The organism is Olivibacter domesticus (assembly GCF_900109575.1).
GTDB classification, from domain to species: Bacteria; Bacteroidota; Bacteroidia; order Sphingobacteriales; family Sphingobacteriaceae; genus Olivibacter; species Olivibacter domesticus.
In genome coordinates, this window is the sequence record NZ_FOAF01000006.1 from 158252 (window position 1) to 184233 (window position 25982).

Genomic DNA, 25982 nt, shown 5'->3' on the forward strand with positions numbered 1-25982 from the left:
ATTTTAATCTTTTTTTGAAAAAGCATATTGATTTCAGAAATGTTTTACCCTCTTTTTAAATATTTTTTAAAACGAGCAAACCAATTCCTTTGTTCATCTAATTCAGCGCCATAACCATAACCGTAGCCATAGCCATAGCCGTAACCGTAGGAGTTTTCTTCCTTAGCATCATTTAACACGATATTAAGGTTAGGAATTTTTTTGTGTTCGTAGACATCCTTTACAATATGCAACTGCTGTTTAAAAGTATAATTATATCGTACCATGTAAATCCCAATGTCAGCTTGTTTTGCTAGTGTAAAAGCATCTGCCACCTGTCCTACTGGGGACGTATCTACAATCACATAATCAAACTTTTCTTTTAGTGCCTTAAATAGTTCGTTGATTCTAGAACTTAGTAGCAGCTCAGCAGGATTTGGAGGTATAGGCCCCGCAGCTACGACAGACAAATTATCCACTAATTTTGTATCAGTTATTAAATCATTTACTTGCAATGAATTATCAACTAGATAGTTTGTAATTCCTTTTTTGGGAACTGGAATACCAAGGTCCTTAATTAATTTAGGCTTTCTAATATCAAACTCTAATATAACTACCTTTTTATCAGTTAAAGCTATACTGGCTCCCATATTAATACTAAAAAAGGTTTTCCCTTCCTTTGTCATACTAGAAGTTACCAAAATAACTTTATTCTCTTTCCCTATACTTGCAAACTGAAGATTCGTTCGAATTAATCTAAATAACTCAGCAATGGGTGTTCTGCTAGATCTATGTACTACCAGAGTATGACTTTCGTCTTCACTATGGATTAATTCCCCTAAAATCGGCACAGGAACTATGCCTTCGACGTCACTAATTAATGTGACCTTATCATTCAATATATCCCTGACATAAAGAAGTCCAACGGGAAATAATATTCCTAAAAAGACAGCAAACAAAATTATGAGCATTTTCCTTGGCTTTACTGGGCGGTCTCCAGACATAGCTGCGTCTATAATTCTTGTGTTCGATACAGATGAGGCTAAAGAAATTGCTGATTCTTCCCGTTTCTGCAATAAATAGCTATAAAGTGCCTCTTTAATGCCTTGTTCTCTCTGAATTTCCAATAAATTTCTTTCGATGGACGGGACATTTTGAATACGTGATTTGAATTGTCCCGAATTATTTTTCAAGTTGTTTACCGTTATTTCTAAGCTATTCGCTATATTTCGAAGATTCTCAAGAATATTTGTTCTTAAATTATTCAATTGTTCTTCTAAACCTCTCACCAATGGATTATTTTGTTGTGTAGTACGCAAAAGGCGCTGTCGTTCTAATTGCAATTCGTTAAATTTACTTATCAAGCCATTAAGTGTCTGATCTTGAATACCTAGAGTGCTAGGAACTAGTTCGTTTTTAGTTTCATCTTTACTTAAATATTGCTCTATAGATTTCAAAATACTAAGTTGAGTTTGAAACTCTGCTTGCTTCCTGCTATAGTCACCCGCTTCTTGTAAATACTGTTGAGCTTCAGCACTTACATTGGTTATTTCGTGCTCCCTTTTATATTTTTCTACATTCTTTTCAACATCAGAAAGCTCTCGAACTAAAAAGGAAAGACGCTCGTCGATGAATTTAACTGTGTTATCTGCTAACTGATTTTTATCCTCAATTGCTTCTCTATTATAGACTTCAACTAATTTATTTAGTATATCAACACCCTTAGCGGGCACAGGATCAATTAGGCTTAATGACAAGACACTTCCTTCGGCGTTCACCATAGATATCTCAACTGCTCCACTATAATATGCTGCAAGTTTCCGTAGATTATTAAATTTCACTCTTATTGATTGATCTGATGCCAGAGTTCCTATATTGGTGATTGTAAATGTTCCAAATGATTCATGTATTTCGGATCCGAAGGAATAATCTTTCTTACCTTCGTCACTCTCCAAAGTAAATTTCCCCCCATTTTTTACATGTATCAAAATCCCATCTTCAAACTCAAATGCTTTTGGTTTTAAATCCCGAATTATAAATTTTAAAGGCAGGCCTGTTCCATAGAGTTCAGTTTTTTTAACAGTTCCTTCGTCGAAACAACTCACCTGGAGATTAAGCTCAGTTAACACTCTCTGCATAAGAGTTTTACCCCTTAAAACCTCCATTTCGTTGTTAATGTTTTGATTAGATTTGAAGACATCCAAATCGGCAAAAACATTAGCGGCACCCATATTTGGTGCTTTTTTATCATCTTTGATCAATAGAGTTGTGCTGATGTTATATTCAGGAGTATTATATCTTAAATATAAGAATGTTAAAAGCAAAAAAATAAGGCAAGATATAGCAAACCAATGCCAATGTCGAAGATAGTTGAGTAACAATACTTTCAGATTAATTTCGTTCTCCGAAGATACAGTTTGATGGTGATCGTTCATTTATAAAAATTTATAATGCTCTGGTTATAAACAATGAAATTGCAGTAACTGAAGTAGCTATCGCGGCCACAATACGCAATGTTCTATCACCGCTTGGATCGCGATATTTTGTCGGTTCCACGTATAAAATATCATTCTGCTTCAAATAAAAATAAGGAGAATTCATAATGTCCTTTTTTCCCATGTCTAATTTAACAGTCGTTCTTAAACCATTTTCCTCTCTAATAAGCAATAAATCGTTCCTTTTTCCGTACATTGTCATATCCCCAGCCATCCCGAGAGCTTCTAGGATATTTACTTTTTCATTGGGTATTGTGAATGTCGATGGATTACTTACTTCACCTATAACAGTTACCTTAAAATTCAAAAAACGCACGTTAATGATGGGATCTTTAACATAATTATTAATTTGTTTAATCATTTCGATTCGTGCTTCATCCCTGGTAAGGCCAGCTAGTTTTATTTGGCCAATTACTGGAAAACTTATAAATCCGCTTCTGTCAACTAAATAGCCCTCACTGTTTAATTGCCCCCCGCTTGGATTAGTATTTCGAGCGCCATCAAATGTCTGCAATGTACCACTATTAAACAAAGTATTTGACTCTGGATTTAATGTATTTACCGTAATGCGAAGTATGTCTCCTGTTTGAATTTTTGGTTCCGGAATTTCTGGGAGACGTTCCTGAACAGCAATAGAATCAGGAAGATCCTTAAAATAAACCAAATTCCTTTTTTGTGAGCAAGATGAAAACAAAAGAAGAAAAATAAAAAGAATTCCCAGTAAAGATCTCATATAACTAATTAAGGTGATAAATTAGGAGCTAAAGGCTGCTAATAGGCAGCAATATTTGCTCAGTTTAAAAGCGCAAATATGCGAATTAATTTTAGATAGTTGTTTTTTATATATTAAGATATGACTAAGCAATCGTTTAATATAAAACATTGGTTGATTATTTTGTCCCTCGTTAATTGTTTGCCGTATGAACAAGAATTGTTCCAAAACCGTGAAAGTTCTACAAAAATGTCTCAAAGTTCACCATTTCATTAAATAGTCATGTTTTTTTCTATTGCATACTATCTCTTTATCATTTACAAAACATCTACAAAATATTATTTGCAATGTATGCTTTTTTAGACGATCAAGATATATAAATATCAATATGCAAAAAAATGAGAAAAGTGAGAAAGTTACAATACCTAGAAATAGGGATTTATTTTCCACTTGGAACGCACCCAAGTGGCAAGGTGCTTTGGCTGGCTTGCGACCTTGCCATACGTGGCCGACAGGCCTGGTCGCAAAAACAGCCACTCCTACACGCAAAGCAGCCCTTCGTTTATTTTTTTGCTTTTATAGGTCTAGGCTTCGCCAAAATAAATACGCGGGACCTGACGACTGCCGATGACTTCCTCTGCAAACCTAGGCCGTTTGCATTCTTCGGAACGGTGCTTTCTTCCTACAATAAAACACCGTTTTCTCCAGTAACGCTTTCAACTCCTGCTGTTCTCTTGTGAATAGATTTAAATATCACTTTACCTATGATGCAAACATCAAGGCTTAATAATCTTCACTAGAAAACAGCTTCCTTTTTTATTCTGTGCAGCCGCGCCTATCTCAGTCACCCCTTCGCTTCCTCACAGAATTATACCCAATACAATAAGCTGGTTTTCTTAACGCTCTCCGCCAGTAGTCGGACAAGCTCTTATTAGGCCGGTATTCCCCACACATAGGCCTTGACTTTCCAAGTGCCGTAGCTTCTTTGCCTTCTATTCGATAAGTTACTTCTCCCAATCGGCATTGCTAACATTAAAATCTATACATTGCGCCCAGCTGTAGGTGCCAGTTGGTTTTATTAAAGGTTTCATAGCGCCAGAAGTTTTCTAGCTCTGGTTTTTCTTCATATTGGTACTGATAATTATTAGCATGGATGTATTGTATTTTCCCGGTAAAAATAAAATTCTTATAATCATAGACTCCATTGGCGGCCATTCCAAAATCTACCCCATTTATTTTCCACTTGGAACGCACCCAAGTGGCAAGGTGCTCTGGCTGGCTTGCGACCTTGCCATACGTGGCCGACAGGTCTGGTCGCAAAAACAGCCACTCCTACACGCAAAGCAGCCCTTCGTTTATTTTTTTGCTTTTATAGGATCTAGGCTTCGCCAAAATACATACGCGGGACCTGACGACTGCCGATGACTTCCTCTGCAAACCTAGGCCCTTTGCATTCTTCGGAACGGTGCTTTCTTCCTACAATAAAACACCGTTTTCTCCAGTAACGCTTTCAACTCCTGCTGTTCTCTTGTGAATAGCTTGCAATAAGCTATTAAAAACGATACATTGCGCCCAGCTGTAGATGCCAATTCGTTTTATTAAAGGTTTCGTAACGCCAGAAGTTTTCTAGCTCTGGTTTTTCTTCGTATTGGTACTGATAATTATTAGCATGGATATATTGTATTTTCCCGGTAAAAAGAAAATTCTTATAATCATAGACTCCATTGGCAGCCATACCAAAATCGACCCAGTTAGCACGCATGTCTTTTGGCGTGCTGTAAAAGAAATCGTTATTGTGCACCATTCGCTCAAACTGAACACCTACTTGTTTCATCCCCCTTAATATACTCACATTTAAGGCTTGTACATCATTCCCTAATCCCATTCCTGCTCCCATGATCTGCCCTAAATTGGTATAACCATCACGCACCTGGTAGTGGCGATACCATGTACCAGCCGGCCGTATATCTGCAGAACGCCCTGGAGACATTTGGGTCATCTCGAAGTTAATTTGCAAGAGATCTTTGTGATAATTTTGCAAATCAATTAATTTTCGTAGTCCAAAGGTATAAGCCCTCGAATGGCTCGACATGACTGTTAAATCGCGGCCGTTCCATGGATGGTCATTTCTTCCGTATTCGCCATAAATTTCAAACTGGGCTTCTGGGATCACCCAACGCAAAAAGAAAGAAACTAATTGATCTTGTCCTTTGGCATCGGCTGTACTCCCACTATCGATTCCACCACTAAAGCTAGCTTTTGAACCCGATTGGAAAAAGGGTATATAGTCTCCCAATTTATTCCCCATATCCTCGCTATAGACGGTAAAAGCACGCGTCAATCCCAAAGTTAAGCCCGGTACCCATTTAGGTTGATAGCTCAAAACAATACCTGAAAAATAACGCCAATCATCTGGCTTTGGATTATAATATTGGCTAAACTGATCAGGGGTAAGCGGTTTAGGCGAAAAACCAGAAGTTTTTAATCTGCCTCCCACCATTTGTCCTTCAAAGGAACCAATCGGTGTACGGATGGGCCTCGTAGTGTTAATAGTAGCATGCAGAAAACCTGGGGCACTGTTACTCATCAATAAGGAGTTACGCATCCCTGGCCCCCACCATAAATTCTCGGTAGAAATACCAATAGATATAGGATGAAAATTCAAACGCACACTGCTCTGTCCGGGAAGAAATTTAGTATAGCTTCCTGTACCAAAGCGCTCAGGCGCGTCAATCTGATTACCGATACGATTCCACCAAAGTCGCCAATCTGACTCATACCTCCCTTCATACCCCTGATAATCCCGATTCTGTGCAAAGACAAACTCCGGCCTAAGCTGAATACTCAGCCATTTATATTCTGCATACACCCCAGCACTCAGCATAGTTTGATAACCTACTGCGGGAATCATACCCCCATCATTCCAACCATAGGGGAAAGCACTTGCCAGTTGGTTTTGCCAAACAGCAGGCATGACTTGCATAAAACCTTTGCCATTGGGGAACTGATAAATACTGTTATCGGTATAGGAGCTATCTGGATTAAAAATATTACGCTGCTTTAGTACTTGATTAGTAAGGGGCCTCACAGAAAAGGATACCGTAGAATCAAGCTTGCCAAGAAGCTGTTGCCGCCTATAGTAATCTTCTAGTACTGGTGTACCCACGGGAAGAACCTGAGATCTTAGGGAAATACTAGACCCGAGTAAAAGAATGATAAGAGATAGTCTTATGTATTGTCTCATTTTTGTACTTAATTTTTTTATTTACTTTTCTTTTTTCCGCTAAAGAAAAGTAACAAAAGAAAACTCTCAGCTTAAAATCTTCTTTGAAAGTTCCTGCCTTTACTTAGCTTCTGCTACCCGAATATTTTGAGGCTGAAATCATTGTTTATGATTGTTATCCCTTTCAGACCTTTTATGCCTCTAGCTATCATTTTTTCGCTTCCTCACAGCATATCCCCAGCAACAGTTTATTTTTTTAACGCTCATCCGCCAGTAGTCGGACAAGTTCTTATGAGGCCGGCCCTATCCCACGTCACTAAAGCCCCGTTACCTTTCTACCTCCGTACTTATGTCTTATGTCTTGATACTTATATCTTGCTACTTTAACCCACTAAAACCGATACATCACACCTAACTGTGCTTGAAAATTAAATTTATCTACATGCCCAAATTTCCAAAAGTCGCTGTTTACGGGATTTGGCTTCTCTACTATTTCATACTGATAGTTGAATGCATGAATGAAATGCATACGGGCACTGAACAAAAAGTGTTTATAATCCCACTGCCCAATTAATGCGGCTGATAAATCCACCCAATTGCGCCGATAGTCTTGTTGATCGGCTACCGCCTCGTAAAGAAAGTCGGCATCATGTTCCTGTCTTTCTAATTGTATGCCTAGTTGTTTCATCCCCCTTAACCAAGAAACATTTAGACTTTGCAAGCTACCTCCTGGCCCTATACCCGCTCCTAATACCTGACCTAAATAGGTATAACCATCTCGCACAATGCTATGGCCATACCAGCTTGGACTACTGCGAATTGCAGATGTACGGGTACTACCTACATCTGTAAGCTCTATATTAACATTTAGTAGATCTTCTCCTTTTAAAGGAACTAATTTACGGAAACCTAATACATAACCTCTGGAATGCTCTAATTCCAACATACGGTCTCTGCTGTTAAAAGGTGGGTCATTCCGCCCATATTCTACGTAAAACTCTGCTTTACCTTTCGGCATCACCCAACGGGCAAAAAATGACGCGTATCGATCGCGTTTACGCAGCGTCTCTCGGTCAATGGCATTGGGTTCGCCGGGGTTTGCTGGTGGCCGCCCTTCAACAGTGGAAGAGGATTTCGACCCGGGGCCTAAAAAGGGCAAATAGTCGTTTAGCTTAGAGCCCATATCATCGCTGTATACCACGAAGCTCTGCGAAAAACCTAAAGATAAGCCTGGTACCCATTTGGGCTGATAGGAGAAGATAGCGCCCGACAGATAACGCCAATCATCTGGCTTGGGCACATAAAATTCATCGTAATGATCTGGATTACCTAATGGCGTTGGTGTATACCCCGAAGCCTTGAGTTTGCCGGCAATTAACTGCCCTTCAAAATATCCGATGTTTGTTTTAACGGGTTTGGTGGTGTTTAATGTCAAATGTGGAAAGCCTGGCGCAGTATTACTCATCAACAAGGAGTTGCGCATTCCCGGCCCCCACCAGATATTCTCGGTAGACAGACCGAAGGATACGGGATCAAAGGTGATACGAACACTGCTTTGCCCTGCCAGTAACTTGGTATAGGTGCCATCTCCAAAACGCTCGGGCATGTCTATATTATTATGGAAAGAATACCAAAGATCCCATGCGGGACGGGTAGTGCCGCCGTAACCTGCATATGCTTTATTTTGTGCAATTACCAATTCCGGACGGAGCTGAATGCTGAAAAATTTATAACGTGCATATACGCCTGCACTGAAAAGGGTTTGGTAGCCTACATTGGGAATCATCGCGCCATCATTCCACCCGGAGGGATAGGCGCTGGTATATTGATTTTCCCAAATTACAGGTAACAACTGTACACGGCTTTCACCCGGTACATCCCACATGATACTTTTATCTACGAAAGAAGAGCTATCGGGATCGTACACATCTTGCACTTGTAAAGCCTGTACCGTAAGTGGGCGTATATTAAAAGATATGGTAGAATCTAGTTTACCCAACAATTGCAAACGTCTATAATAATCTTCTAGTACGGGGGTTCCTACTGGAAGCGTTTGCGCATGCAGGCTGGTATAAACGCTACTGAAAGATAAAAGAATAAGGCCAAATAACTTGGTAAAAATCTTCATTTAATTGGTATTAGCAAATGATGTTACACAACACAACAAAAATTGTGCAAATTTTTACACAAAGAAAATAATTAAATATGTATAAAAGCAGATTAGGTGTAGATTTTTACCATTTGGTACATTTTATGATGAACGGGTGATTTTTCTTGTAATGGCTATTACTTCTTGCTCGTTATTGTTTGAAGCCTTAAAGTCGGTTTTCTCTAAACCTAAAATCTCTTCAAAATGATTTAGGTATTGGTGTACAATCATCTCCCAAGAATATTTGTGTTTAATTTTTCCTTCATTTGCCAAAAGATAATCTTGATGATCTTTTTTATCTTTCGCAGCTAACAACTTGGCAACGCCTTGATAGTTCTTAAAATAGAAGGCATCTTCGCCCAGGATAGATTTATTAAAGATATTATCATGCGCACAAATCAACGAATTGGAGGCCATTGCTTCTAATAAAGAGGGATTGGTACCTCCTACGGTATGGCCATGAAAATATAAATTAGCGAAATAGCGTAGGTTGTTTAATACGGCCATATCGAAGATACCGCCAATAAAACGTATATGGTTATATGCTTTAAACTTGTGTTCTAAGTATTTACCGAAAGGTGTATCGGTTTTTCCCACCACCAAAAAGGGTTGTTCTCGGCCAGATGCTACCACACCGTCTAATATCATTTCGATATTATTTTCTGGTTCCATCCGGGCAACTAACATATTGTATTGAAAAGGAAGCACCCGGTAAGTGGCCAGGAAATTCATGTCGGCTTCTCTAAATAAATCTGCCCCGTATGGGATAAAAAGAGAGGGTTTTGAGTATTTATGTCTTAAATAAGATTGTATACCCACCGAATCGGCAATAAGATGATGGCTGTATTTAACGGCTAGTGTTTCTGCATATTTTAAGAAGCGTTGTACGTGCTTGTTATACTTCGTACGCTTCCATTCCAGGCCATCCATGTTGGTGGTTACAACGGATGTTTTCATAGGCATTAACCAGCCCCACACGGAGCTACTGGTATAACCTAGCTGCAATATGATATCATACTTACGTTTTCTAGCATCCAAAATGCAATTTAGATCATAGATAAACTGACCGGCAGTTCCTATTCTATATTCTAAATCCCTGCAATGGATAATTTTCACACCGTGCCATTCTTTCCCTTGATAAGGGTGATTATGGGAGTTATAAACGGTAATTTGGTGCCCCTTCTCTACCAGCCCCTTTGAAAGATAGGCTGCAAATTGCTCAAAGCCTCCATAATAGTTTGGCACGCCCCGTGTACCTAGGATTGCTATATTCATATTACATTTTTCTCAAAACACAAAAACGGGCGTGTCATAAAGTATAAAATTCACAATTTTTCATTAAATCCAAATTTACATTTTCAGTAGCGGCATCAACATCGTATCGAACATCTATGTTTATCGCTACTTTAGGCCTACTTACTATAGAACGGCGAATACCCTTAAAATGTTACAAATGTAATAATTATTTGTTTTATTTAATTGATTGAACATATAAAATCAAATTGTTATTTTGAGATAATTAACGTAAAAAATAGATACTTTATCTTTTCTTAATCGCCTTTTTTACGCCGTCCAACGGTCTAAAGCCATTTTTACCTGGTGTTAACCAAGCGCCTTCCCCGATTTCATTCCAAGCATATAGCAAGGCAACACCATCAACGGATGATCTTGGATTTTTTTTGAGCCACCTTATACAGCCCTCTACAGATCGTTTTACAGACTCCACAGAGAAATCTTTATAAAAGGGGGCGGTAGCATAGCTGTTGGCACTGTTTGCCCAAGGTCGGGGGTCCCATCCCAGTGTCGATACCGGGATATATTTTACCGATGTGTTTTTAGGAAAGCTGTTCCAAAACTGCTCTTCTTTTTGTTGAAGCGCGCTAATCGGAATTTCCCTTGTTCCTGCATTCAATGCCAGTGTATGATAGTTATAACCCGTTACGATATCGAAACCGGTTTCTGCCGCTAAGGCCGCATTGGTTGGCAATGCACATAACGCAATGGAAACACCGGGAAGGCCGGCCTTTTTTGCTGCAGCGCGTAACTCATCCATCGCTTGTTTTAGTCGCTCTTTGGTTTCGAAATGTTTGATTAATGAGGCATATTCGTAAAATATGAGCAGCGGTTTACCTGCAACGCGAAGATAGGAAGGGTCTTTAAAATAGGAAATCCAAATAGGGATTAGATCTGGCCAATCTTTAGGACCAATTTCCGAGTATTGATGATTGGTAACGGTTAAGCAAAAATCCAATTTCTTTTTCTGCGATGAACGTAAATAATAGTTGAACGCATTATTTAACGGTTCTTTTTGATATTTATCTTTACCATGGTAAAACCAGCAAAAGCTAAAAAATGATAAACCTGCATTGGCCGCTTCATTGATTTGCTCATCAATAGATTTTTGTGAGCTGTTGAGCCAACCCCATACCGGTTCGCGATCAGCAAACTCCGTTTTCAACGCGTTTGTAATATGATTGCTATAGGTACCTGTCCAACCATCAAAATAATAGGCACCAATTTGCACTTTCTTTTGTGCCGAGCAAGAAATGCTGAAGCTAATACTAAAGAATGCTAATACAAAGAAGCTTCGTTTTAATAGACTGAAATCCATACGCTGTAAATTTTTAATATGTAATAGGAAGAACTCAATGGGGTATCATTCCCAATAACCATATACATTATTCTCGCATCTTAATTACTTTAGCCGGCACGCCTCCTACAATCGAATACGGAGGAACATCTTTGGTTACTACACTACCCGCCGAAATTACACTTCCTTTCCCAACGGTTACACCCGCCAATATAACGCTATTGGAAGCGATCCAGCAATCGTCTTCGATCTTCACAAATTCCCGTGTGACGCCCTGCTCTTTCATGGGTATATTAATATCTGCAAAATTATGATTTTCTGAATAGATACTTACCCGTGGAGAAATCATGACATTATTGCCAATTTCAATATAACCGGAGCACCCGATATAGGCATAAGAGCCAATATTGGAATTATCGCCCACCTTCAATCCTTCGCCAATTTCTCCTCCTCCATAAAAATTAGTGGGCCGAATCAAGGCGTACCGACCTATTGAAACGCGATCGCCCAACACAATGCCTCTTTTCGATAAACAATTAATCTCACAATAGTCTTCTGCGATAAATTCCTTGCCTACACTTAAATAATGGGGCTGCCTAATGACGGTGTTTTTGCCTACTAAGAGTAAAAGACCTTTCGATTGTTTAAAGAATAGTCGTTTAACGATCCCTCTAATCAATAAGGGTATTAACCAAAGAAACGTTGAAATAAGCGATCTTTTATCCCAATGCTCGAATCTTTTTTTTGTATCGTTCATTCAAATGATGCTAATTTAATACCGAGCAACTGCTTTCCATATCTCATCGGCAATCAGCCGCATGCCCTTATCCGAAGGATGCATTCCTACTGATTGATTTGTGAACAAGGCCGCAGCTGTTGCTCCCTTTTTTGAGGACAGCCCGGAAAGGTTAACGACCTTCCAGCGTGCTGTGGCCCCAGTTTTTTTGATAATGTCTGAAACTGCTCTATTTTCCCAGAAAGTAGTGGTAATACAGACTCTGACAGCTTTACCCTGGCTAACATAGCTTACCAATGATTTTAGTCCCTTTTCTAAGGATTGTGTTGAAAGCATACCCGTTGGTACATTCTCTCCAAGCCTAACAATAATCAAGTCGGGTGCAAATCCATCTATTACTTTGCTTAATGATGCTTTGTCGAAATCCCAGTATTTCTGTTCAAAGGTACTGGCAATATTGGCATATTTTACCTGTACATTTTTATTTTTGGTTTTAAATTTGGCCTCCAACAAGTGTACAAAATCATTTTCTTCCTTGCTTGCAGCCATTCCCCAATTGCCCTTCCATCCAATATCTGGAGCTGGGCCATGAGCAGTAATGCTGTTCCCTAAGATTAAGACTTTTTCAACTGCTTTTACTTGACAAGCGGAAATCGTTATCGCGAATAGGGTAACTAAGAGTAGAAATCTTCTTCTTATAATTTCGAACATAATTGAATCATAAATTTAATTACTTAACAGAAATTTATTCCCTGATTATACAGGCAAAGATAATATAAATTGCTAACTTATTAATAATGATTGTGCTGGAGCCTTCGAGCTAGTTAAGCTGCTTTTGGACATATAAAGCAAATATGCCAGCATAATATAAAAAGAATTGGACACAAACTCTTGTGTAAAATAGGTTGAAAACAGCATGTAAAAAACAAGTGTGATGGCGATGTAAAATTGTCCTTTCTTGAGATCATAAAACACCATACTCAACACCAGAACGATGTATAAAAATAAACCAATGAAACCGTATCCATGTAAAATGAAAGCATAACCGTTTTCGATATCCAAGCGATGCGTCCAGGTAGTCTGGTTGGCAATTTCTGTGCTGACAAACACCGAGCCTTTACCAAACAAATAAACAGGGATAGAGCCGCTTTCCCAAAACGACATCGTAAAGCCTTCTAAGAGCTCATTTCGAGCATCTAATGTAGAGAAGTTAAAGAAGAAGAAAACGAGTTCTTGAAAAAAGACGATGATAAATGCCAAGGTGGCAATGGAAAAAATAGAAATGGCTACCCGATCTTTAAAGCATGCGATTAGGAGATAAAACAAAAATGTCGACCTATTTAACGTAGCAACCATCGCTAAGAAGGTGATAAAATAAAAGAATCGATGCATTCCACTCTTCAGCTCTCCCCGCTCCTTTCTATTAAAGTAAATCATCATCCATAAAATACAATAGGTACCAAATGTTTGTTGGGTAGGCGTGAAACCTAAAGCGGCTTTGACGAACGGCATTCCCTTGGAGGCCATGGAGGTTACAAATGTATTGGGAATAAAATAGGAACTGACATAGACGATAAGACCGAGTATGCTATGCAAAATCAATGCATTGTACAGCCCCTCCTCTAGCTTTCTTTTCTTTTTGATAGTGGCTACAAAAAAAATGCCTACAATGGGAAAATAAAGCATGGGATCAAAAATTTCATTGAAAACACTACCCAGGATACTGATGCTCAATATGGCACCACATATCAGTAAATATCTCCACTGTATAAAGGGTTTGTAGAAGCCCGCTAAGCTGATATAGGTTACGAATACGATTAAAACTAATTTATCGATAGGTAACGGAAATAGGGTGTTTGCTGTTAACAAAAACAAAAACACTGTTATCAGAATTTCGCTAGTCCTGCTTCTTTTATTCATAATAGGATTAGAATGACCACCAGGTGTACACTACACCACATGATCACCAAAAAAGGAATTAATTTTTCTTTGATAGTGTATTTTTAAGAAATGTTCCTCAAACCGCTTCAAACCATTTTGTCCCATTTGTTGCCTTAAATTTTGATCATTGATTAATGCTGTCAAATTATTAGCAAAGGAAGTGACATTTCCCGATGAAATCAAATAACCGGTTACTTTATCTACGATCGCTTCTGCTGCACCGCCATTATTGGTTGCTATTACTGGTTTTGCAACACGCATGGCCTCTAAAACGGTTGTTGGAAAAGGATCTTTCATAATGGAAGGAACGACTAAGATATCACTCTCCTGCTGCCAACTGGTTACATCGGGGATAAACGCTACGTATGATATATGTGGCTGGTATATATGCGTAGCGATATCCTGCTGCAATTTTTCTACAAAATGGTCACCTCCAGGTGCTGCTCCTCCAATGATATAGAAATGACATTTCGCCGCTGTCTGCTGATCCAGCAAATTGATTGCATCTAAGAAAAACCATATACCCTTTTCGGGCTTTATTCTACCGATCAGTGTAATTTTAATTTTTGCGTCATGCTGGACGGCTAAATTTGGTGAAACAGATGGGATTCCATTTCTTATAACAGTAACCTTCTCATTGACCGTTTTTTCTGGAACAAATACGGCCAAGTTATCTTTAACGGCATTTGACACAGCAATTACCCGATCTGCCCACCGTAAACTGAGTTTATTAATGAGTATGGCGGCAATTTTCGGGCTTTCAATAATTTCATGTACATGGGTTACGCTCTTTAACTTTAAGCTCCTACACATTCTCAGGCATAGAAAACAGGCTAAAGTATTAATATAAGCTAGTTCGATATGATGTTGCTTAATTATATTTTTTAGGCTTCTATACGAGGATAGATAGTTTCTTAAAGATGTGAAAATACCCGTCAGCGTAAACATTTTTCTGGACACTGTTGGTAATCGTTCTAAAACAATAACCTCAATAGTGGGTATCAACTCTTGTATATAGCTATTGAATGGACCGGTGCTGGGAAGGACCAACACAAGTTGGTTTTTAACGGCTAATATTTCTAATGTTTCGGCTAGAATTCTATTCGCACCATATAAATCTGAACTACCATTTATTACTAATATGCGCATGTCTTTGTTTAAAAATTACCCAAAAAGGGTATCCAACCAATTGTCTAATCTCAGATAGTCCAAGTTTTTAGCATCATGATAGGTCGTTTGAAAAAAATCTTCCGGAATGGCTAGCTGTTTCCAATCCGCGACGTGAATTTGTTTAGGATCGTAAAAAGCTTCATTTTTAATCTTCTCGTTGGTGGTCAGCAATTTCTTGCCCGCTCCTAAAGCTTCTATTACCCGCATGGAAAGTCCTGCTTGATTTACGTTGCTAAAATCTACGATAACGGTACTTTTTCTATACAGGGCCAACACCTCTTGGTATGACAAAGAATGAAAAGAGCAAAGATTTAAATCGATCGCTTTCCCTTTCATCTTTTGGGTATAATAGTGCAATTTCTCCAAATAAATATGGTATTTTAGAGATAGCTTGTTTGCCTCTGCATAGATGATTAATTTTTTTAGCCCTTCATACCGCTCTGGCAAAAACATGCCTAACACCAATAAATCATACTGCTCTTCTTCCCTTATATTTCTCAGATCGGCCACCACTTTCGTATAAAATAAGGGTAAATAGTTTAACCCATATGCTTGGCTATCTGTTGGGTCAAAAGTTGCTACTTTATCAAATACAGGTAATAAATTTTCGTAGTGCATTCTTTTCATAGAATCCCACTGGTAAAGAATGCATTTAATGCCCGGGTTCAGCTCCTTTATTCGCGCAACAAATGCTGGTGGAAACAGCTCCCCTTTTATTAATAAAAAATAGTCATAGTGGTTATCTTTATAATCTTCCAATAAACGAAAATAGTATCGATCTTGATAGCCTTGATATGCTTTACGACCGAGTCTTTTGTAGAACTTTGACCGGACCGTATAGTCCCGTTCGGGCAAAAAATCAACAATGGCTCCTTTATGTTCTAATTCTCGTATGATCTCTTGGTGATAGTGATAAAATATAGGACCAATAAACAATATCCGCTTTTCTTTTAAATGATGAGTTGACATGGATAAAGTGTTAAGGGGCTATTTAAGTAATCCTTTTGCTCTCATTTCATTGATGGATGCTTCATAGGAATTCTCCATTATAGACTGTGTGATGACCCATTGGCAAAACTTCCGCAATCCTTCTTCAAAAGGATATAATGGTTTATATGCTAGCAACGTATTAATCTTACTCAGATCGGCATAGTTATGGCGAATATCACCTAGGCGGAAATTACCGGAGATATTTAATGGTACGTCTATATGATAATTTTCAATGAGCAACTTGGCGATGGTCAGTACATCTGTAGACACTCCTGTCCCCACATTAAATACTTGCCCATTGGCTTCTTCTTTTTCTAATCCCAATAACGTTGCCTGCACAACATCATCAATGTAAACAAAATCACGGCTTTCTTTTCCATCCTCAAAAATATTAATGGCCTTATGACTTCTGATGAGGGTAGAAAATATGGACAATATACCAGTATATGGATTCTGAAGTGATTGCCCTGGGCCGTAAACATTTTGATATCGGTAGGCAACTGGCTCAATACCAATAGTAGGGCATACCGTCATAATCATTTGTTCTTGATTTTGCTTGGTAATACCGTATACGGACGATGGGTGGATTTTGGAACTTTCATCCGTTGCCTGTAAACTTAAGGGATTGCCTTCTTCATCCAAAAGATCGAATTGGCCATTACTCATTTGTTCAGCAGCGCGATGATGGGGATATACGATTTCACCTTTTTTGTTGAGGTATTTTCCTTCACCGTAAATGGAGCGAGAAGACGCAATGATGACCTTCTGCACCTGATGGGTTTTGCTATTGGCTAATATATCCAACATTAATGCCGTTCCTCCAATATTCACATCTGAATAGCGTGCAATCTGATACATCGATTGCCCCGTACCGGTCTCAGCTGCTAAATGAATGATAGCATCCTGATTGATTAAGGCCTTTTCCCAATCGGCTTTTTCGGTGACAGATCCTTCTATAAAATGTACCTTATCTTTTATAGACAAATACAAATAAGATTGTTCTTTTGCCTTCTCACCATGAATTTGTGGAGACAGGTTATCCAAAATAGTAACCGTATATCCTCGCTTTAATAATGTTAGCGCTAAATTCGATCCAATAAATCCTGCTCCTCCGGTTATTAAAATGTTTTTCATGTTCTATTTAAACTTACTTACGATGACTAAATGAAATTTCCATTACTATCAGTTCGGCGCCATTGCGCTTCTTGCATGCAATAGCGTTTTATGATCTTTGCTGGTGCACCCACCGCAACACAGTAATCGGGAATATCTTTGGTGACAACACTGTTGGCACCTATAACACATCCTCGCCCAATGGAAGCACCTATAACGCATACATGCTCACCAAGCCAGCTCCCATCACCAATATGCATGGATCGTAGTTGTTTGATGGGCTGATCTATTATGGCCATATGTATGGATTCATAGCTGTGTAGATTATCTGCTATGTATACTTTATCTGCCGTGAGTACCTGACTACCAAACGTGATTTGCCCAGTGGCATAGATGTGATTAAAATTGCCAATATGGGTGCCATCACCGATAGTTAAGGATGCTTTTTCTCCGGTTAATGAATTGGCAGCAAGCCATGTTTTGTATCCTACCCTAACTCGACTACCGATAAACATACGCGAAGTTCCATCCAGCTGCAGGGGTGAACGGATGTAGGCCCTGTTTCCTAATTTTCCAAACCTAAGCTTGTAGACCGGAAAAATAAACAGGTAATAGAACAGTCGACTGAATTTACTTATCATACAATAAAATCTTTATATTGACCTTAAGCATTCCCCAAGCGTATTTTATTAAACGATTAACTCCCAAAACTTTGAAACGAAGGGTTGGAAAAAAATGTATATTTCGATAATATGTTAATAACATGGCTCTCATGAGCGCTTTTTGTGTCTTGAGCGATGCACTGCGACCAGAGCTACTTCCGGTATGCACACGATATAATGACACGGCTTTATCATAAAATGAAATTGCTTTCAAAGATGCAGCTCTTTGATAGAAAAACCAATCTTCCGCCCTTAAATCTTCCGGATATGGACCTATTTTTTCAAAAATCGATCGATTAATCATAACTGTTGCTCCGGAAATAGAGGGATTCATGATAGTTTCGTAAAGAATACCATCATCGTTTAAGTAATTGTGCTTGTTCCCCTTATTATATCCTGTCATGCTGCTTGGCAAAATGATACGGTTATGCTCATCTACCACTTGGGCATCACTTACTAAAACCAGCTTACCTGCATGCTCCAACTTTTCCAATAGTTGTACGCGTTCCGCTATGGTATTGTTGATGAGCGCATCATCACTTGCTAATAATACGATATATTTTCCTGAAGACCGACGAACCATCTCGTTCAGGGTGGCGCAAACACCTTTATTCTCGCGATTGATAAATAGTATGGATAATAAGTGCTGATGACCTGCTACCCACGCTTCGATGACCTTCGCAGACCCATCGGTGGATCCATCATTTGCTATAATAATTTCCTTGTTAGGGTAATCATCTGCCAGAATACTGGCTAATGATTGCGTTATAAAGGGCTCATGATTATAACAGGGAACAATGATGGACACTAAAGGTTGCTTATTGGACATACTATCTTTATTTTTTTACAATTCTATTGAACACGTATTTCAACTCGTCTAACTCCTTTACTTTCAATAAAAAAGCCGTCAACAGATAAGCAATTGCAGCAACGGAAACGGCAACAATGAGCTGTATTAATGGAGAGGAGAATAAACGCATGCTCAGGTAGCTCAGGAATGCCATAACCATGGTACAAATAATAATGCTAAAGCAATCTTTTATCTGTTTAATGGCGCCATAAGCATATAAGCGACCAGGCATATAGGTATTGATAAAATAGCTTATAAAAGTATTGATGAAACTACCGATCACCACGGCTTTCGTGCCCATAGGCAACGTAATGACCATGGTCAATACAATCAGCGGCAACTTACATAAATCGGTCTTTAGAAAAAGATCAGACCGCCCTACAGCATTTAACAAATTGAGGTTTAAGGCACTGATGGGCATAAATAATTTCGCCATGCATAGCCATTGTAACAAAACAACGGCGGGTAACCATTTCTCGGTAAGGAAAAGTCGCACGAATGGTTCTGATACGACAGCAAAAAGTGTCATGGCCGGGAAAACGATAAAAGCGGTCATAGACAGTAATCTGCTATAAACAGATACTAGCTTTTCACGATCGTCCTGAATGGAGGTGAGTAATGGAAAGGTAACATTTGTGATGATGGCATTAACCGTTCCTGCAGACATCTCTGCTAGCGTGTTTGCACGTGTATAATATCCCAACGCTTTTGATTGATACCACTTGCCTATCATGATGGTATAAATATTATTTAAGACAGTTGAGTATAAGCCCGCCAGCAATATTTTTGAGCCATATCCGAACATCTCGCGAAAAGCTTGTACAGAGAATTCCCAGCTGGGCCGCCACTTCATGCTAAACCACATCAATATAGTGGTTGCAGCGGCAAGAGATAATGTTTGTGCTGCCAATGCCCATACCCCGTAGCCATGATAAGCCATATATAAACTTATCGCTCCACTAATAACGATGGCTATTACATTTATCTTCGCAGGGGTTTGAAAATCGATTTCGATCATTAACTTAGCACGATGAACCACCACTAATGCCGCTACAATAAACTGTAAACTAAGCACTCGCAGGAGCAGTATGAGTGCTGGCGTATCATAAAATTCGGCAATCGCGGGGGCAGCGAAATATAATATTAAGTATATCAGTACACTAACTGCTAAATTGAAATAAAATACCGTGCTAAAATCTGTCTGTGTACAGTTTTTACGCTGCACCAAAGCCCTACTAAACCCGCTCTCTATAAATAAGCTAGATATGGCAATAAATACCGTTAGCATACCTATTAAGCCGTAGGCCTCTGGACTTACTAAACGTGCAATAATAATGCTAATGATGAAACTAATGCCTCTAACTAATAAACTCTCCAACGAATTCCACGCAAGACCATTAAATGCTTTTGCTTTTAGCGACATAATTAATCGATGGTAATATTCTCCTGCTTTATTACGGTGTCTAATTCTGATGAACTTATTGCGCCACTCTGCTTTATATCTTTACCAACTAAGCGGCCGTTGACGAGGTACTCCTTCCCCATCATACGTTGACCCCATTCAATAATTTCATCAATTTGAGGAGTTGCTACATGAAGATGCTTCGCAATTGATTTAACAATAATTATCCCGTATGGAAAATCTTCCTGAAAATACCTGTTGTTAAAATTAGGCACATACCCGCCTAATTGAGGATACATGGAAACTTTTATGCCCTTAAAAGCACTGATAGACCTTATTTTAGCAGTTAAAGATTGTGCGTCATAGCTCTCATAATACGTTAAAAGTGACGGGATCTTTTCTATTTTTGTAGGGAATTCTCTTAACACCTGCTGAAATTCTTCATCGCAGGCAATAAGTGTTGCAGAACTATGATCGGTCCATTCTTCATAAAAAGAATATTCCTCTTCGTAAATTTTCCCTGGCTGATAATCTCTAAAAAGACTATATAGGCGCGCGGGGTGAAGCAAAGGATTGCTATTGGTTAATGTTGCCTCCAAAATATGATTTAACTTGATAATCGGGAGGTCAAACATCTCTTGTAACACAGAAACAATTTTTGGCTCTGCATGCACATTGGAAAAGGCCACCTTTAGCTCCTTTTTATACCCTAATAGTTGAGCCGATTTTCCATATTGAGCCACTCGCGCAATAAAAGGGACGCGCTGAAAACCAAACAATCCAATATGCTTGTCTAAAATTTTTTGCGCCATTATTAAGAATCCTGTACTGGAAACGACCGAACCTACGACTGTGCCAATGTTGATATGATCTTTTATTTTTTCTAATGTTTCCTGGATAAGGAAACCGGGAAGACAAAATAAAATAAATTGGCTTTGAGGAATAACGTCTGCTGGATTATCAGAAATAACTGCTAATTTTCCTTTATATTCTTTTTGAAAATCATCTGTTACGCGAATAGTATGGCGCCAAGACGCTGGTTTGCTTGTTAACAGGTTTACGGTGTAGCCTTTGCTCGCAAGAACTCCAGCTATCACATGCCCCAAGCCTCCCCCTCCGCAAATACATACTTTTAGTCGCTGTGTTGGTTTCATAAGCTTAGTTCCCTTAAGGCCTTAATTAATAAATTATTATCTTCTTTATTGCGGATCGCTATCCGAACAAAGTTTTGTCCGTTAAAGCCTGCTTTTGTACTACAATCTTTAATTAAGATGTTTTTAAGCAGCAGCTTTTCCGTTAACGCTAAAGACGTGAATTCTTTCACTTCACATAAAAAATAATTCGCCGACGACGGTATAACACGGAGAAATTTAATCGTTTTCAATTTATTATGAAACTTATCACGTATCGTTAAAAATTCCTTACAAGCGCGATAATAATCACTTTCATATTTCCCAAATATTTGGAGGTAAAACTCAGCAAAAGAATTGATATTCCAAATAGCAATAGCTGATTGTATACTTTGTACAACTTGTTGATCTGCACTTGCCATTACACCTAAACGCAAGCCAGGAACACCGTATGACTTGGAAATACTTTTTACGACAACTAGATTAGGATACTTCTTTAAGACTTCATCTGAAAGCATGCTGAAATATCCTGCTGCAAAATCTATAAAGGATTCGTCATACAATAATTTAATCTTACGTTGAAGCGTCCACTGTAATAGTTCTTCAACTTCTTCCTTCCTTAAGAAATTACCAGAGGGGTTATCGGGATTGATTAGTAATAACTGCTTGATGGGATGTTCTTCAAAATAGCTAATAAGATCTTTTGCGCTGTAGCTGAAATCTGCATTAGCCGGATAATATGCAACTATATTTTCCTTTTTTAATCTGTTTGGATATTCTTCGAATGTTGGAAATACAACACCCGTTTTTACATTGTGATGGCTTAGATACGCCGAAATAAGTTCTGCTGCACCATTGCCAATGGTAATATAATCTGGGTTAACAGAAAAGTACTTACCGGCCAATGTTCGGTTAACACCAGCCCCTGAAGGATATTCTGTTAACAGGGTATCCATATTTGCCTTTAGCTCGTCTTTTAACCGTTTAGGTGGAAATAGTGGATTTACGAGATAACAGAAATCTTTCAATTTCGGAAAGCGCCAATATCCGCCATATCTCTTTTGATAGAGAGAAAGTTTATCTACCTCTGCTGCAAAAAGCGTCTCCGCATTATTAAGGTCTTGAATATCGTCTATTTCATACCATTTCTCGCCATGTAAGGGAAGCGCTTTTAGCTCGACCTTATCGATCATCATGACAATACGCAATACCTGTTCGTAATATTCATTATCACCTAAGGCTTTACTGTAAGCTTTTAGAAAAGGCACGTAATAGCGTTTGGAAAATCGCCTGCTAAATTTATAAATATTTACTGTCTTGTAATAGAGGTCTTTATCATTATAGTTAAACGCTTTTTTTGGAATAAAACTTTGAATACTATTTTCCTTATCAAGCATTACAACGGTACCATCCATCCAGCTTTCGTATTTGGCTACTGCCGCTAGCGTTGGATACGGATTTTTAATAATTTCATCTATAATGGCGTCTTCAAAGATAAGATCTGATTCTATTAATAATGTTTCTTCCTTTAAAAGATAGTCTTTTGCTAAAAAAAGAGAATAGATATTATTGGTTTTATTATAAACAGGATTATCAATATATTCGATAGGAGTACCTTGATAATCTGTTCCAAGATACTCTTGGAGTTTGCGTCCTTCATAACCAGTTACAATCACCACACGGCTTAGTTTATGATTACTTAATTGAGTCAATAATCGATCTATTAGCGTGACCCCATTTACTTTTACCATGCACTTGGTATTATGCCGAGTAAGCTCTCCTAATCTTTTTCCCATACCGGCGGCTAATATAATTGCTTGCATACTTATGTTGGTTTGTTGTTTAGTTCATAAGATGTTTTAATGAACTATTTTACTGTTTTTATTAATTCATGAAAAATATTCTCTGTGGCAGTGCCATTATTAGGTGGATTTAAATATTCTTTGAAAAAAGTCTTTCGGGTCTGAAATAGCGGATCTTCTCCTGCCAAAAGCTGAAGGATCGATGCTCTTAATTCCTCTTTATTATTAACTTTATAATAGTTTCCAAGACATAATTCGCCAAGTTTATTCAGTTTTTTGGGAACGTGCGGACTTTTTAATGTGAAAATACCCGGTTTTTGCAAGTACAAATATTCCATAATAAATGAAATACTATCGAATACCATAAAATCTGAGGTATAGAAAAGATCTGTATATTCTCCCAGCTCTAATTGGCCATTAGGAAGTTCTTCCCACATGGTATAATAATTATCTGTACGCTCCTTCCCCCACCCTTCCAGATCATATAATTTTGCTTTCAATATAGGATGAGGCTTAAATGCTAGTTGAATTTTCCCTTCAAGTTCAGTCGCGATTTTCAACATGAATTCGTGATAAAACAGGAAAGTTGAAAAATCCAATTCTTCTCTATTATCGATGGTGTGGTGTGGTGCCCAAATAACTCGTTTAACTTGCGCATCTTTTATCTTCCAAACATCGGTTGGTTGATAATTCTTATTAAGAAATACGTCAAGGCTTGGATAACCCGACACCCTTGTATTTATTCCTTTTATTCTCGAAAATGTTTTGGAAAATTCCAGATTAATGGGCGTTTCTACAAAGAACCGCCATAATAAATTATGAAAAAGTTGATCGTACTGACTTTTCTGCAAGCTACACACAGCACATGAATAGGGAACGTAACAGGTTAGCACGTCCGAAAAGTTAGTAATGTAATAATCATCTTTTGTTACGTACCTATAGGGATTTGTAAAAAAGACAATATCGGGTTTAAACTCCTGCTTAATATCTAGCCAAGAATCGTTTTTAGCATTATAAGTGTTCACTACATGATATCCTTTTTCCTGCAGTTTTTTACTTGCAATATTCATTTCCTCCAGCATTTTCTCCTGGCCATAAATTAAATATGGGCAGATAAAAATTACGGGCTCAAAGCGTTCGCTTGCAACAAGTAATTTATATAGTTCATCAAATTTCCAAACTGCACTAAAAACAACAAAAAATGCCACCTTTATTTTTGCTTTCCCTGCAATTTTTTCTTCTAATAGGCGGTTCTGTTCCTGCTGGCTTTTAATTAACTTTAGCTCTTTGTTACCACCTAAAAAAAGACGAAAAGCGTATACCTGATCTCTTACAGCTAAAGGGATTATTTTTTTATATAGTGCTTTAAGGTTTCTCAATATTACTATCTTTTAAAACTTATTAATCAATGCGATTACTTCATGAACTTCTTCTTCCCTCAGTACCTGACTAATTGGTAAGCTCAAAACCTCTTCATGAATTTTTTCAGAAATGGGGAAGCTTAAATTGCCCCATTCTTTATAAGCTTCCTGCTTATGTGGAGGAATAGGATAATGAATAAGGCTTTGTATATGATGATTTTGCAAATAAGTTTGCAGCTCATCTCTTTGCGCACATCTTATTACAAATAAATGCCAAACATGCGCCATAGGATTTTTCACCCGCGGCAGCACAATCTTTGGGTTGTTTATTTCGCTTAAATAGCGATTAGCAACTGCCCTCCTTGAAGCGGTTTCTTCATCAAGATGTTTTAGCTTTATGGCTAGCATTGCCGCATTAATTTCATCTAGGCGGCTATTGGTTCCTTTATAGAGGTTTTTGTATTTTTCATGGGAACCATAATTTAACAAGGCCCTAATAACTTGCGCTAAATTGGCATCACTAGTAGTTACAGCACCGGCATCTGCCAAAGCACCCAAATTTTTACCTGGATAAAAACTAAACGCTGCCGCATCGCCCCAACCGCCGGCCTTTTTTCCGTCTAATGCTGCACCATGTGCCTGTGCTGCATCTTCAATAAGCTTCAAATTATGCCTCTTAGAAAGCACTGTAATGGCAGACATATCTGCTAGTTGCCCATATAGATGTACTACCAGGATAGCTTTTGTTTTTGACGTGATCTTTTCTTCTATTAACGCAGGATCTATATTATAATCCTCTAAAATTGGCTCTATTAATACAGGTGTCAGGTTATTCGCAGAAATAGCTAATATACTAGCAATAAATGTGTTAGAAGGGACTAAAATCTCATCTCCGTCTTGAAAAATGCCCATCTCTTTATATGCTCTGATAATAAGAGAGAGCGCGTCTAAACCATTTGCAACACCTATCGCCTCTTTCGTGCCACAATAAGCAGCAAATTGTTGTTCAAACTGCTGAAGCTCTTTTCCCATTAAAAACCATCCGGAATCCAACACCCGGGTAAAAGCATCGATAAACTCTTCGCGGTGCTGTTGGTTAATGGCATGTAAATCTAAAAATTTTATCATCACTTCTTTATTTCATTGTCTTGCCATGCGTATTGGTCTCCCGTAAGTGGATCAACCAATTGCAGATTCAATAGTATGGCATCTTTTGTAATATATCCTTTATGTCTGGCAGGATTGCCATACCAAACCGTGTGGGGAGGAATATCTTTTGTTACCACAGAACCAGCGCCAATGAAGGCGTATTCGCCAATTGTTACGCCCGCAACAACGGTACTATTAGCGCCTATAGAAGCTCCACGCTTTACAAGGGTACGCTCAAATTTACCCGGATAAACTTTTGATCGAGGGACATAATCATTGGTAAAGGTGGCATTTGGCCCTATAAACACATAATCTTCCAAGGTTACGCCATCCCAGATCTGCACGCCAGATTTCACTGTTACCTGATCACCTATCACCACATCATTTTCCACGAAACAGTTACAGTTGATGTTACATCCTATGCCAATTTTTGCATCCTTTAAAATAACGGTAAACTGCCATACATGAGTGCCTGCTCCAATATGTACTGTCTGTACATCTGCCAACTGATGAATAATAGCTTCCATT

At 38.4% G+C, this 25982-nt stretch carries 22 protein-coding genes; 1 reads left to right on the top strand and 21 read right to left on the bottom strand.

Going from position 1 to position 25982, the window contains the following annotated elements:
• Positions 1-44: 44 nt before the first annotated feature.
• Positions 45-2414, bottom strand: a complete 2370-nt coding sequence (locus tag BMY50_RS19650) for a GumC family protein (RefSeq protein ID WP_093327902.1) — start codon at positions 2412-2414, stop codon at positions 45-47.
• A 10-nt stretch (positions 2415-2424) separates the two neighbouring features.
• Positions 2425-3207 carry a polysaccharide biosynthesis/export family protein gene (locus BMY50_RS19655; protein WP_093327904.1) on the bottom strand — a complete coding sequence of 261 codons (783 nt, stop codon included), beginning with the start codon at positions 3205-3207 and terminating at the stop codon, positions 2425-2427.
• Positions 3208-3584: 377 nt separating this feature from the next.
• Here BMY50_RS19655 and BMY50_RS19660 point away from each other — a divergent pair, with 377 nt between their 5' ends.
• On the top strand, positions 3585-3926 hold the full coding sequence (locus BMY50_RS19660) for a hypothetical protein (RefSeq protein ID WP_093327906.1): 342 nt from the start codon (positions 3585-3587) through the stop codon (positions 3924-3926).
• Between the two features lie 292 nt (positions 3927-4218).
• Here BMY50_RS19660 and BMY50_RS19665 read toward each other — a convergent pair whose 3' ends face one another.
• The 19 genes from BMY50_RS19665 to BMY50_RS19755 all read right to left on the bottom strand — a co-directional run bounded on the left by BMY50_RS19665 (position 4219) and on the right by BMY50_RS19755 (position 25981).
• Entirely contained in the window at positions 4219-4506 is a 288-nt protein-coding gene (locus BMY50_RS19665; RefSeq protein WP_093327908.1) for a hypothetical protein, read from the bottom strand.
• A gap of 232 nt (positions 4507-4738) precedes the next feature.
• Complete coding sequence (locus tag BMY50_RS19670; protein WP_093327912.1) at positions 4739-6430, bottom strand: capsule assembly Wzi family protein; 1692 nt, start codon at positions 6428-6430, stop codon at positions 4739-4741.
• Positions 6431-6800: 370 nt separating this feature from the next.
• Entirely contained in the window at positions 6801-8537 is a 1737-nt protein-coding gene (locus BMY50_RS19675) for a capsule assembly Wzi family protein (protein ID WP_093327914.1), read from the bottom strand.
• Between the two features lie 123 nt (positions 8538-8660).
• A complete protein-coding gene (locus BMY50_RS19680) occupies positions 8661-9833 on the bottom strand; it encodes a DUF1972 domain-containing protein (RefSeq protein ID WP_093327916.1) in 1173 nt (390 codons plus the stop codon).
• A 265-nt stretch (positions 9834-10098) separates the two neighbouring features.
• The gene (locus BMY50_RS19685) at positions 10099-11169 is read right to left on the bottom strand and encodes a glycoside hydrolase family 99-like domain-containing protein (RefSeq protein WP_093327918.1); all 1071 of its coding nucleotides are present in this window, start codon (positions 11167-11169) and stop codon (positions 10099-10101) included.
• 67 nt (positions 11170-11236) lie between these two features.
• On the bottom strand, positions 11237-11905 hold the full coding sequence (locus BMY50_RS19690; RefSeq protein ID WP_093327919.1) for an acyltransferase: 669 nt from the start codon (positions 11903-11905) through the stop codon (positions 11237-11239).
• A 15-nt stretch (positions 11906-11920) separates the two neighbouring features.
• Positions 11921-12595, bottom strand: a complete 675-nt coding sequence (locus BMY50_RS19695; protein ID WP_093327922.1) for an SGNH/GDSL hydrolase family protein — start codon at positions 12593-12595, stop codon at positions 11921-11923.
• Positions 12596-12667: 72 nt separating this feature from the next.
• Complete coding sequence (locus BMY50_RS19700) at positions 12668-13804, bottom strand: hypothetical protein (RefSeq protein WP_139202302.1); 1137 nt, start codon at positions 13802-13804, stop codon at positions 12668-12670.
• A gap of 30 nt (positions 13805-13834) precedes the next feature.
• Positions 13835-14974, bottom strand: coding sequence for a glycosyltransferase family 4 protein (locus BMY50_RS19705; RefSeq protein ID WP_093327927.1), 1140 nt, complete (start codon positions 14972-14974; stop codon positions 13835-13837).
• A gap of 15 nt (positions 14975-14989) precedes the next feature.
• Positions 14990-15964 carry a CgeB family protein gene (locus tag BMY50_RS19710; RefSeq protein WP_093327930.1) on the bottom strand — a complete coding sequence of 325 codons (975 nt, stop codon included), beginning with the start codon at positions 15962-15964 and terminating at the stop codon, positions 14990-14992.
• Between the two features lie 18 nt (positions 15965-15982).
• Positions 15983-17119 carry an NAD-dependent epimerase/dehydratase family protein gene (locus BMY50_RS19715; protein ID WP_093327933.1) on the bottom strand — a complete coding sequence of 379 codons (1137 nt, stop codon included), beginning with the start codon at positions 17117-17119 and terminating at the stop codon, positions 15983-15985.
• A gap of 26 nt (positions 17120-17145) precedes the next feature.
• Positions 17146-17739 (bottom strand): acyltransferase, encoded by a 594-nt coding sequence (locus tag BMY50_RS19720; RefSeq protein ID WP_093327936.1) that lies wholly within the window; start codon positions 17737-17739, stop codon positions 17146-17148.
• Positions 17729-18589: a glycosyltransferase gene (locus tag BMY50_RS19725; RefSeq protein ID WP_093327939.1), complete on the bottom strand. Its 861-nt coding sequence runs from the start codon at positions 18587-18589 to the stop codon at positions 17729-17731. The genes BMY50_RS19720 and BMY50_RS19725 overlap by 11 nt, the downstream gene beginning before the upstream one ends.
• A gap of 7 nt (positions 18590-18596) precedes the next feature.
• The gene (locus BMY50_RS19730; RefSeq protein WP_093327942.1) at positions 18597-20033 is read right to left on the bottom strand and encodes a lipopolysaccharide biosynthesis protein; all 1437 of its coding nucleotides are present in this window, start codon (positions 20031-20033) and stop codon (positions 18597-18599) included.
• 2 nt (positions 20034-20035) lie between these two features.
• A complete protein-coding gene (locus tag BMY50_RS19735) occupies positions 20036-21166 on the bottom strand; it encodes an NAD/NADP octopine/nopaline dehydrogenase family protein (protein ID WP_093327945.1) in 1131 nt (376 codons plus the stop codon).
• Positions 21163-22965 (bottom strand): aminotransferase class I/II-fold pyridoxal phosphate-dependent enzyme, encoded by a 1803-nt coding sequence (locus BMY50_RS19740; RefSeq protein WP_093327947.1) that lies wholly within the window; start codon positions 22963-22965, stop codon positions 21163-21165. Before BMY50_RS19740 ends, BMY50_RS19735 begins: the two co-directional genes overlap by 4 nt.
• 44 nt (positions 22966-23009) lie before the next feature.
• The gene (locus BMY50_RS19745) at positions 23010-24323 is read right to left on the bottom strand and encodes a CDP-glycerol glycerophosphotransferase family protein (RefSeq protein WP_093327950.1); all 1314 of its coding nucleotides are present in this window, start codon (positions 24321-24323) and stop codon (positions 23010-23012) included.
• 12 nt (positions 24324-24335) lie between these two features.
• On the bottom strand, positions 24336-25433 hold the full coding sequence (locus BMY50_RS19750) for a DegT/DnrJ/EryC1/StrS family aminotransferase (protein WP_093327951.1): 1098 nt from the start codon (positions 25431-25433) through the stop codon (positions 24336-24338).
• Positions 25433-25981: an acyltransferase gene (locus tag BMY50_RS19755; RefSeq protein ID WP_093327955.1), complete on the bottom strand. Its 549-nt coding sequence runs from the start codon at positions 25979-25981 to the stop codon at positions 25433-25435. Before BMY50_RS19755 ends, BMY50_RS19750 begins: the two co-directional genes overlap by 1 nt.
• Position 25982 lies beyond the last annotated feature (1 nt).